The sequence below is a fragment of the Moorena sp. genome (genome assembly GCF_982860115.1).
In genome coordinates this window covers 20517-29570 of record NZ_CEYLVT010000080.1, presented here as the reverse complement: position 1 = coordinate 29570, position 9054 = coordinate 20517, and the positions used below count along the sequence as shown (strand labels likewise).

Sequence of the window (9054 nt, the reverse complement as noted above, 5' to 3'; positions counted from 1 at the left end):
AGCGCGGTCTTGGGGGTTTCCCCCATGAGCGACTGCATCAAGACGGGAGCAGGGAACAGGGAAAAAATAATGTGTACCTCATGAGTCCTAGAAACGCTATAAATAGTTTCAAGTAGCTAGAAATAATTTCAAGTTAAGGTCAATAAAGCCCATGTTCAAAAATAGCTTAAGCGAAGAGCAATTCCAAGCATTAGTAGAACGGCTTTCCAAACGAAAAAATGATCTGGAAGGAAGAATCACCATTGAAACGGTTAAGGATAGTTTAAAGGAATTAGGACTATCCGGTCTACTTCGTGAAAATGATATTGATGAGGTTTGTAAACAAATGAATAGAGAATTGAGAATGCGGCAATGGACAAACTATTTCAAGTTTGCCTTAATCCTAATGATTTTGACACCACCATTAGCTGCCTTTGGAGGGTATAAACTCCGAGAAGTTATTGTGGCTAATTTTACGCAATTAGTAGGACTCACTAATGTTGAGGATTTAGAATCAAAGGAGCTGAGTATACTTGTAAAAAACATCCAAGATCCAGTTAACTCTTTGGAAACAGACAAGGATAAACTAGAGGAAATAATCCAAGACCTCAAGACTGAAAATGAAACGCTTAAAAATCTTGGTAAGCCTTACACAATATCGCAAGGTACGAGAAATTCAGGAATTACTGAACCTACAGCGACTCCAGTTCCATCCCAATCAGTTGAGCTGGAAGGTATTCTCTATGAATTGAAAAGTTGCCAAAAATCCTCCAATGTGAATTCAAGTACCCAATCCCTCAGGTGTACTCTCTTAATCACAAGTACCAAAAAAAATGTAAAATTAATTTTGTATGCCAATGTTTATCAAAAGAGAACTAGAATAATTGAACAAGGTAAAGAATATGTAGCTAAAAAAGTTGAATTTGGTACATACAGTAATAAGCGTGAGGTTAGCAATAGCTTAATTAAGGATATACCCATAGAAGCCATTATTACTTTTGATGGAGTTCCACTAGACGTCAACCAGATAGATGTCCTGCAATTGAAAACTTATTTGTTTAGTTCTTATTACCATGGTCTTATCAATCCTGAATTCCGGGATTTGTCGGTTACTCCAAAAGAATAGAAGTTATTGAATTTACAACTAGGTTATGAAACATCTTGATTCTTTCTCATAACCTCAAAAACTATGGGGGCTCTCCCAACACTGGCTACCGATAGCATGAGGGCAAGCCCGCCCCTAACGAACTAATTAACGAGCAAATATTTAGATAAGGAGTAGTTCAATCATGAGAAAAACTCAAATAGCTTACCTTTTATGGTTTACCTGTTTATTAGGTTTTTCCGGCGTCCACCGTTTTTACACTGGTAAGTACATTAGTGGAACCATCTGGTTATTTACATTTGGTTTTTTTGGACTTGGGCAACTTGTAGATTTAGCTCTGATACCAGGAATGGTTGAACATAAAAATCTTAAGTATAGCATGCTCTATGGCGGCGCAAACCAAAACAACCAGGTCACTCAGCAGGTTGTTGTCAAGGTCGCAGATGTAATTGCTCCAAGTGCCGATAACCAAAAGGTCAAGAATGACACCCAACTTATCCTTCAAGTCGCAAACGATAATGGTGGTAACATATCTGTAGCTGATTGCGTACTTGCTACAGGAAAGCCAGTTGAAGAGATCAAAGAGATGCTTAATAGTATGTGTACTCAAGAGATATTGATGGTAGATAATCATCCTGATACTGGAGCAATTATCTACAAAGTTATGTAACAAAAGCTGACTATCCTAAAGGTAAGCACTGCCAACCCTACATCTCTATGGTGGGCAGTGCATCAGACTAATTGAAAAGCTGACTATCCTAAAGGTAAGCACTGCCAAACCTACATCTACTAAAATTAATGCTGTACAAGAAAAATTAGGTTATTCAACTAACAAAATGTTCTGAATGCAGCCTCTTACCACTGTTCCCTGTTCCCTGTTCCCTGTTCCCTATTCCAGACTATTTTAAAAATATCTTATATCCTCAATTATCTCCCCCACTCTTCGCCACCTGGTAATTCAGTTAAATAATTATCTAAAACTGCTGGTAGTTCTTTAGCTGAATAGCGGTAAGCCAGACTAAGTAAACTAGTTGCAGTCAAAATGAGCTGTGGTTTATCCAACCTCTGGGAAAGTTGAGACCGCCTTAATTCTCCATTGAAAACTTCGAGACTAGCAGGAGCGATCGCTGCTTCTAGTGCTTCCTCTAATCTGGGCTGCCATTGATCCGGTTTAATATAATAGGATGTCTTATTATCTTTAAGATTTAGCTTTTTAATTTCCAGAATTAAACTGGCAATTGAAGCTGCCCAAGAATTGGTTAAACGCTGCTCTACTTGGTTTTTAATTAAGTGGATAAATAGCCTGACTAGGAAGGATTCAATATTACGCAAAATTGCCTGTTTACTCATCCCTTCTAATTCATCGACAATTGCTAAAGCATCTGCGTATCGTCCTTCTACAATGCTAGTTTTGAGGTCTATAAGTTCTTGTGTCATAGGTAAGGGAATTGTTAGGGAGTAGGGAGTAGGGAGTAGGGAGTAGGGAGCAGGCAGCAGGGAATAATTTTGATAACACTTATGTTATCAAATTTTAAATTTAAAGTAGAGGCATAAAACTAATTTGATCTCGATATTCATCCTCTATTGACGCTTCAGCAATAATTATTAATTCCTCCATAATTTGACCCATACTCATGTCCTCATTGATGATGAATATCCCTGGCACATGAAGACCTGCTGCTAGATGGTCTTTTAAATGAACAGGCATAGTTTTACGGTTATTAGTGACAAGAATAAAGCCATTATCCTCACACCAGATCAGAATATCTGGGTCAGAAGTCCCTTTGGGTGGTGTATTCGGGTCGCCAATCGCCCACACTTTTAATTGAGGATAGCGTCGCAACATCTGTGTGCGATAACTTAATGGAATATGTTCATCCAGTAGATAGTTAATTGCCATTAACTAGCCTCTATTGTTTTAGTCTGGTTTTGATAGGCAGCCTCTTTTTCAGCTTTTAACTTTCGGAGTTTTTCAATAAAAGGAGGGGGACTTTTACGCTGTTGCTCCCGCATTTGATGACTCCACGCCAACCAGTCAGCAATATAGGCGCTCACGGAAACTTGGTTGTGTAAATAGTATAAAATTGTGGCATAAACCTGTTCTAGTGTTACCGTCCTATAGCGTTCGGCAATCGCTTCTGGTGTCTGGGCACGATGGATATATTGATAGAGAATATGTTCTATCCCAATGCGTGTTCCTTTAATGCGAATATCATCGGGTGCTAAAAAATCAAAGTAATCTTCTAGTTGCATTAGTGTAATAGTTTTTAATTGAGGGAGTAGGGAGTAGGGAGTAGGGAGTAGGGAGTAGGGAGTAGGGAAAAAATATTGTGTACCTGATTAGGCTATAACCCGCTATTATATATAATACGTGGTGATAATGCGTAGGCTACTTGCCAAAATCATACCCTAATTCAACAACACCTGGTATTTGACTATGGTAATTATTGTTTTTGAAGCAAATACCGAGGATATTTTAGAATGGATACCGTAACATTCTACCAAGATACCGTCGAAAAAATTCTCAAAGACTATGCGGCTATCCCATAAAGTTATGGTGATATTAAGCAGTATGTCATTATTGATGCCGAGCGTACTCATTTCCTACTGTTTAACGAAGGATGGAAGGGCAAAAAAAGAGTCCATGGGGTTGTCACCCATGTTGAGATTCGTCAGAGCAAACTCTGGATTCATTATGATGGCATCGAAGACGGCATTACCGATGAACTAGTTGCGGCGGGTGTGCCAAAGGATCATATTGTCCTCGCGTTTCATCCTCCCCATTTACGTCAACATACCGGATATGCGATCGCATAACCCAAATCACAAATCTAGCAATTATCATAGCTATGAGGTACACAATTTCTGGATTTTAGGGAACAGGGAACAGGGAACAGGGAACAGGGAACAGGGAATAGCGATGCGCTGGATCAAGACAGGGAATCAAAGTCAAAGAAGACTGTACCTCATAACTGCGAAAAACGCTATAAACCGAGGAATAAGACAATTCTCAAAAAAGTGCGATCGCATCAGCGCTAACCAGTCAGTCCGCAACTTGATGCGATCGCATCCCATAGTTATTCAAGCAAGAAGTGAGTAGTAAGGTATGTTCATAACCCACCCATCCCATTAACAATTCCCTGTTCTTTCTTCCCTGTTCCCAGATCCACTGTTCCCTGTTCCCTACTCCCTACTCCCTACTCCCTGCTCCCTGCTCCTTGCTCCCTAAAATCCTAACCAAATTGAGATTCAAGAATAGCGATCGCATTAGCAATGCCATCTTCATCCCGAATTTGTTTGCCCAAGGCTTCAGCATTTTGCCGAATGGTCTGGTTTGTCGTCACTTCGCTGAGAGCAGTAGCCAGCTTCTCGGGAGTCAATGTCTTTTGCGGAATCGGTTTACTGCCGACACCAAGGGCATGAACACGCTCGCCCCAAAAGGGTTGGTCTCCAAAAAAGGGACAAATGATAGTCGGACGACCTGCCCGTAAGCCAGCAGCGCTAGTGCCAGCCCCACCATGATGCACCACTGCCGCCATACGGGGGAAAAGCCAATCGTGGGGAGCGCTGTCAATTTTTAAAATGCTGTCTGGCAAGTCATCTACAGCCAAGCCACCCCAACCGGTAGCAATAATCCCCCGCACCTTCGCTTGCTGTAACCCTTCAATCACAATTTCCGTCAGCCGCTGGGGATCTCGTCCAGCCATACTGCCAAAACCCACATAAACCGGAGGATTGCCAGCATCCAGGAAATCCTGTAATTCAGCCGGTGGTTGCCATGTATCTTGTTGCTCTAGAAACCAGTAGCCTGTTGCCACCACACTCTCAGGCCAGTCCGTAGCTTCATCGGACACAAACTTACTGTAACAATATAAAACCGGAATCTGTTCACCCGTCGTGGTACGCAGAATATTAAAATTGCCGGGTTGGGGTGGCAAATCATGGTCAGCTCGCCACTCTTTAACAGGTTTGCCTGCTGAAAACTCCATTAATCGATTAACGAAGTGATAGGTCAGTCTGTTATACCAGCCCCCTAAAGGCCATTTCGGGAAGCCCATGTGAGGAAATTCAGCAGTAGGCACCAGCATCGGCAAGGGAACCGCCATGATCACGGGAATGCCCAATTTTTCGGCGAAATGAGGGCCCCCATAGGTTTTGGGGTGGAAGATGATCAGATCCGGGTTGGCTTCTTGTGCGGAATTCCAACTATCCTTAAGCATCATTCGTTGCATGGGAGCAACTTGTTTAGATAACTTACGAGTGAGTTTGATGGTTTCCCAGAGGTTGGTCGTATTTTCCATGGCATCCCGACCTTGATCTGAATTGATCAGCTTCATCATCTCATCGTTCATATAGCCATAAGTTAAGCCATGCTCCCTGATGAATAATTCAAAACTGGCACTAGTACAGACTGTGACGGTATGTCCTGCTGCTTTTAAACCTTTGCCCAATGCCACATAGGGCTGGACATCGCCACGGGAACCTAGTGTTTGGATAAATACGTGCATAGGTCAGAGACTTCTTTGCTGAAGTTGGGAACAGGAAACAGCGGATCTGGGAATAAGGTTACCTGAATCAATTGTAATAATTTTTGTTCCCTGTTCCCTACTCCCTCCTGCTCCGTCTTTCCTGTTACCTTTTCCGTCTTCTCTTTACCATACCCACTGGACAACGCTCGATGTGCTCCTTGATCACCCAAGTTGGTTCACCGTAAATGATGTAACGGCCATCATAGGGTTCTTGACACATGGAGTCGAGAGTTTTACAAGTGACATTATCGCCGTCGCTGGTACAGACAAAGTTTTGGAGGTGTTGTTTCGCCAGTTCCAAAGCGTCAATCACCACATTTTGCCGAATCAATTTCCGGGTCATGGACAAGGTTGGAGCTGATACATAGCCCTTAGGGTCGGCCTCAGCTTCGGAACGATATTGTTGGCACACAACTTCAGTCATAGGCAATCCATCACCATCGCAAAGTGCCATGCGCCGGTGCCTGGTATTGAAGACAATGGGCTGCTCGTGGATGTCACTGTCTTGGCTCTCAGAGATGGTGCGAATAGAAACTGCTGCGTTGACAACACCGAGGTCTTCCAATTTATTTTTGTCAACCGGTCCGGCGTTTCCGGTAACTGCAATAGAGACCATCGCCCGACTATTTTTCAAAGCACCAGCAGCCATTTGTCGAGCTGTGGTTTCTGTATAAACATCGCCTTTTTTGACCCCAAGCATCTTGCGCTTAGCATCGCTATCATAGGTAGAAAATCCACCGTAGGTGTAGGAGCCATAGAGGGGAATGTTGACGATTGTGGAAATAATCATGCCACTGGTCAGAGACTCCGCTGTGACAACATTAAGCTCCCGTGCCTTAATTTCTTTCAAAAAGCTTTCAGCTTTTTCATTCATCAGAGGAGTGTAATCAATGGACATATAATCTACTGTAGTGCAACCATTGTCCATGTACAGTAACCCTCGTAAGCAGGTTTGAGCTGAGTCGCTGGTATCGGCCATTGCTAGTTGGACACCAAGCACAAAGGGTAAAATTAGCGAGAGCAGTACCATCAAAACTTTATTTTTTCGCATTTTTGATTGTCTTTCTCCAAACGATAGATGAATTAACTTTGATTACACTATCAATGATTGGGTTGTATCAGCTGGTCTTTATTTAAATTTAATGGTTTTGACAGCAAGGGAGTAGGGAGTAGGGAGTAGGGAGTAGGGGTAGAGGGTTTGACGTTTTTTTATAACTGAATAATATTTAATTTAAATGCACAACTAAATGCACAAAAGGTTTAACAAGAATAATCCGATATTCCGATCAAAAACGTTATTCCAATTCCATTTTCTTGACCAGACTGCTGGGAAGCTCTGGTAGGTTACCCATCACCCGCCGCAGATCACCCCAAACGCTCAACTGATAGCGTTGATACGGTCTGGTGCATGGGCGTTTTTGTGCCGCGCCTGCACCACTCTCCTGTGATATTAGTCTTCATCCACCATCTCTAAAATCTGATTATATAGGGCTAGAGACACTCTAAACTCTGAGGTGGCAATTAAGGCATCCATCAAAGGCTTGACGGCAACGATTAGATTTTGATGTTTCGCCTCAACCAAAATACCCAGCAATCCAGTAATCCTCAACCCCAGACGATCGGCTTCTGCTCGACCACGACGCTCATCAATTAATAGCAAGTCAGCATTCAATTCTAGGGCAAGAGCAATTGCCTCAGATTCTCCAGGATCTAAACTCACCTCATTCTGAAGATGTTCAACGACCTCAGAGTTAACCACTTGCCTGACTTCAAGCCAGGAAGCAGATTGAACTTCGAGAGTGCCAGGAACAGGAGGATCAATGTCTGCAAGTTCACGATACACCGCTTCAGGAATAATGACTTGATTATAAAGTTGAGGCAGAAGCTGCAAGTATTGAATCGCTGCCAAATTTGTAATTGCCGATGTATCGCTAATAACAATCACAACCGTCCTAACTCCCGCAAATTTTTCAAGTCAAGTTCAAAGTCTTCAACATCGTAGGAGTAAAGCGGAATTTTGCGCTGCTTAAGAAATTGGCGAAACTCGTTGGGTTCCATGTGGGCCAGTCGGCTGGCATAGTTTAGTGTTAGGCGACCTGTTTGGAACAAGTGTGATGCAATTTCCTGGCGAAACTCACTTGGGGTAAGCTGAGATGCTTGTAGGATTGCGTCTGAAATAACGATACTCATCACAGAATTGTTTGATAAATCGTATTTTTAATGATAGCTCAAAAACGTTCTGGGTAGTGGTAAAGATGTAATCTTTACCACTACCGAATACTCCAAACCTGACAATTAATTAATAAAAACTTGCCAACTGTTGCAAAAACTCTTGATGTTCATTACTGGCCAACCCAGCTTGCAAAGTTGCCATCACCTCCAGCATATCTTCCGCCAAAAGTGCCGAAACTGCTAACCATAATCCCGGAAAAACTTGGCTGCGGATAATCCCTTCTTCATCAGCTACAAGAGAAACATAGTCTCCCTCTTGCCAAGAAAACCAATCAAAACGCTGGTCAATTACCTGCCAAACCAGATATTCTTTTACTCCATTGCGACGATAGACTCGTTTTTTATCCCGGAGGTCAATAGAAGCAGTACTTGCTGCAATTTCTGCGACTAGTTCTGGTGCTCCGTCAATATAACCATCATCGTCCAGGCGACTTTGGCCACCACAATTGCTATCAATTAATAAAACCACATCAGGTTGGGGTTCATTATCAAGATCGAGGCGCACTGTAGGGCTGGCAACTGTTAAGGATTTTCTCCAAGAATGTTGCACTATCTACAAAGATGTGTTAGACTTTAAACATAGATTCAGTTTCATTAGAGATACTTTGCGACTTACATTAAAGCCGAAAACCAAGGGTTTAAGGGTTGCGTTTTTTGTCAATAGTGGAATCAAATTTATGCGCTAAGCCGGGCATAGTCCGGGTTTAGCCTTGGGAGATACCCCCTGGCTGGCAAAATCCAGCTTGCATTAGTGAGCCAAAATCTGATTTGTAGATTTTGGTAGCTAAAAAGTATCGGTTATCACCTAATCTTAGACCAGGAGTTGCTATTTTATAGTTGCCCAACCAAACGAATAAATTAGCATGGGGCTCAGCGTGGGATTCAAACCGTAAGGGGGATCCCATATAAACAATTCCTTCAATTAGTTCTGCTTTTTTGAGATGGGGCATGGCTTGATAACGCCGCTCAAATTCTCCACGAGATAGCAGATATCCATTTTCTAGGACTGGAATAGTTTTCTGTCTGTTAGTGATGGGAGCGCTCATAACTTTTCTACTGTTTCCTAATGGGTTTGTACTAAAGTTATTAGTTATTAGTTATAGCAGTTTTCAATTGGGTGAGGTACATTTTTTTAGGGAGCCTCGGATAAGACGAGTCGTTGATCCAAGAATCAATTATATGTACATACACTTATTTAAGTAAATAAAA

The 9054-nt window shown here is 42.2% G+C and carries 11 protein-coding genes and 2 pseudogenes; 4 read left to right on the top strand and 9 right to left on the bottom strand.

What is annotated here, in order from left to right:
- Nucleotides 1–151: 151 nt before the first annotated feature.
- Nucleotides 152–1105: a hypothetical protein gene (locus AC4II3_RS15565; RefSeq protein WP_488007543.1), complete on the top strand. Its 954-nt coding sequence runs from the start codon at nucleotides 152–154 to the stop codon at nucleotides 1103–1105.
- A gap of 163 nt (nucleotides 1106–1268) precedes the next feature.
- Nucleotides 1269–1754, top strand: coding sequence for an NINE protein (locus tag AC4II3_RS15560; protein ID WP_488007545.1), 486 nt, complete (start codon nucleotides 1269–1271; stop codon nucleotides 1752–1754).
- 257 nt (nucleotides 1755–2011) lie between these two features.
- On the opposite strand, the gene AC4II3_RS15555 is transcribed toward AC4II3_RS15560, so the two are convergent.
- The 3 genes from AC4II3_RS15555 to AC4II3_RS15545 form a co-directional block, all read right to left on the bottom strand.
- Nucleotides 2012–2521 (bottom strand): DUF29 family protein, encoded by a 510-nt coding sequence (locus AC4II3_RS15555; protein WP_488007547.1) that lies wholly within the window; start codon nucleotides 2519–2521, stop codon nucleotides 2012–2014.
- A 100-nt stretch (nucleotides 2522–2621) separates the two neighbouring features.
- Complete coding sequence (locus tag AC4II3_RS15550) at nucleotides 2622–2984, bottom strand: DUF5615 family PIN-like protein (protein WP_488007549.1); 363 nt, start codon at nucleotides 2982–2984, stop codon at nucleotides 2622–2624.
- Complete coding sequence (locus AC4II3_RS15545) at nucleotides 2984–3337, bottom strand: DUF433 domain-containing protein (RefSeq protein WP_488007551.1); 354 nt, start codon at nucleotides 3335–3337, stop codon at nucleotides 2984–2986. The genes AC4II3_RS15550 and AC4II3_RS15545 overlap by 1 nt, the downstream gene beginning before the upstream one ends.
- 228 nt (nucleotides 3338–3565) lie before the next feature.
- On the opposite strand from AC4II3_RS15545, the pseudogene AC4II3_RS15540 reads away from it, so the two are divergent.
- A pseudogene (locus AC4II3_RS15540) lies at nucleotides 3566–3901 on the top strand (XisI protein).
- The gene (locus AC4II3_RS15535; protein WP_488007553.1) at nucleotides 3888–4184 is read left to right on the top strand and encodes a hypothetical protein; all 297 of its coding nucleotides are present in this window, start codon (nucleotides 3888–3890) and stop codon (nucleotides 4182–4184) included. The pseudogene AC4II3_RS15540 and the gene AC4II3_RS15535 overlap by 14 nt, the downstream one beginning before the upstream one ends.
- 133 nt (nucleotides 4185–4317) lie before the next feature.
- On the opposite strand, the gene AC4II3_RS15530 is transcribed toward AC4II3_RS15535, so the two are convergent.
- The 6 genes and pseudogenes from AC4II3_RS15530 to AC4II3_RS15505 form a co-directional block, all read right to left on the bottom strand.
- The gene (locus AC4II3_RS15530; protein ID WP_488007555.1) at nucleotides 4318–5592 is read right to left on the bottom strand and encodes a glycosyltransferase; all 1275 of its coding nucleotides are present in this window, start codon (nucleotides 5590–5592) and stop codon (nucleotides 4318–4320) included.
- Nucleotides 5593–5716: 124 nt separating this feature from the next.
- Entirely contained in the window at nucleotides 5717–6664 is a 948-nt protein-coding gene (locus AC4II3_RS15525; protein ID WP_488007557.1) for a CinA family protein, read from the bottom strand.
- Nucleotides 6665–7063: 399 nt separating this feature from the next.
- Nucleotides 7064–7558: a PIN domain-containing protein gene (locus tag AC4II3_RS15520; RefSeq protein WP_488007559.1), complete on the bottom strand. Its 495-nt coding sequence runs from the start codon at nucleotides 7556–7558 to the stop codon at nucleotides 7064–7066.
- Complete coding sequence (locus tag AC4II3_RS15515; protein WP_488007561.1) at nucleotides 7555–7803, bottom strand: UPF0175 family protein; 249 nt, start codon at nucleotides 7801–7803, stop codon at nucleotides 7555–7557. The genes AC4II3_RS15520 and AC4II3_RS15515 overlap by 4 nt, the downstream gene beginning before the upstream one ends.
- A gap of 109 nt (nucleotides 7804–7912) precedes the next feature.
- Nucleotides 7913–8356, bottom strand: a pseudogene (locus AC4II3_RS15510) (Uma2 family endonuclease); the annotation flags it as partial.
- Between the two features lie 193 nt (nucleotides 8357–8549).
- The gene (locus AC4II3_RS15505; RefSeq protein ID WP_488007563.1) at nucleotides 8550–8891 is read right to left on the bottom strand and encodes a hypothetical protein; all 342 of its coding nucleotides are present in this window, start codon (nucleotides 8889–8891) and stop codon (nucleotides 8550–8552) included.
- Nucleotides 8892–9054: the final 163 nt, after the last annotated feature.

What these genes read in the sequence shown, in the direction of transcription:
- AC4II3_RS15505 (WP_488007563.1), bottom strand. Translation starts at nt 8,891, where the DNA reads ATGAGCGCTCCCATCACTAACAGACAGAAAACTATTCCAGTCCTAGAA.
- AC4II3_RS15555 (WP_488007547.1), bottom strand. Translation starts at nt 2,521, where the DNA reads ATGACACAAGAACTTATAGACCTCAAAACTAGCATTGTAGAAGGACGA.
- AC4II3_RS15535 (WP_488007553.1), top strand. Translation starts at nt 3,888, where the DNA reads ATGCGATCGCATAACCCAAATCACAAATCTAGCAATTATCATAGCTAT.
- AC4II3_RS15525 (WP_488007557.1), bottom strand. Translation starts at nt 6,664, where the DNA reads ATGCGAAAAAATAAAGTTTTGATGGTACTGCTCTCGCTAATTTTACCC.
- AC4II3_RS15530 (WP_488007555.1), bottom strand. Translation starts at nt 5,592, where the DNA reads ATGCACGTATTTATCCAAACACTAGGTTCCCGTGGCGATGTCCAGCCC.
- AC4II3_RS15515 (WP_488007561.1), bottom strand. Translation starts at nt 7,803, where the DNA reads ATGAGTATCGTTATTTCAGACGCAATCCTACAAGCATCTCAGCTTACC.
- AC4II3_RS15560 (WP_488007545.1), top strand. Translation starts at nt 1,269, where the DNA reads ATGAGAAAAACTCAAATAGCTTACCTTTTATGGTTTACCTGTTTATTA.
- AC4II3_RS15545 (WP_488007551.1), bottom strand. Translation starts at nt 3,337, where the DNA reads ATGCAACTAGAAGATTACTTTGATTTTTTAGCACCCGATGATATTCGC.
- AC4II3_RS15550 (WP_488007549.1), bottom strand. Translation starts at nt 2,984, where the DNA reads ATGGCAATTAACTATCTACTGGATGAACATATTCCATTAAGTTATCGC.
- AC4II3_RS15565 (WP_488007543.1), top strand. Translation starts at nt 152, where the DNA reads ATGTTCAAAAATAGCTTAAGCGAAGAGCAATTCCAAGCATTAGTAGAA.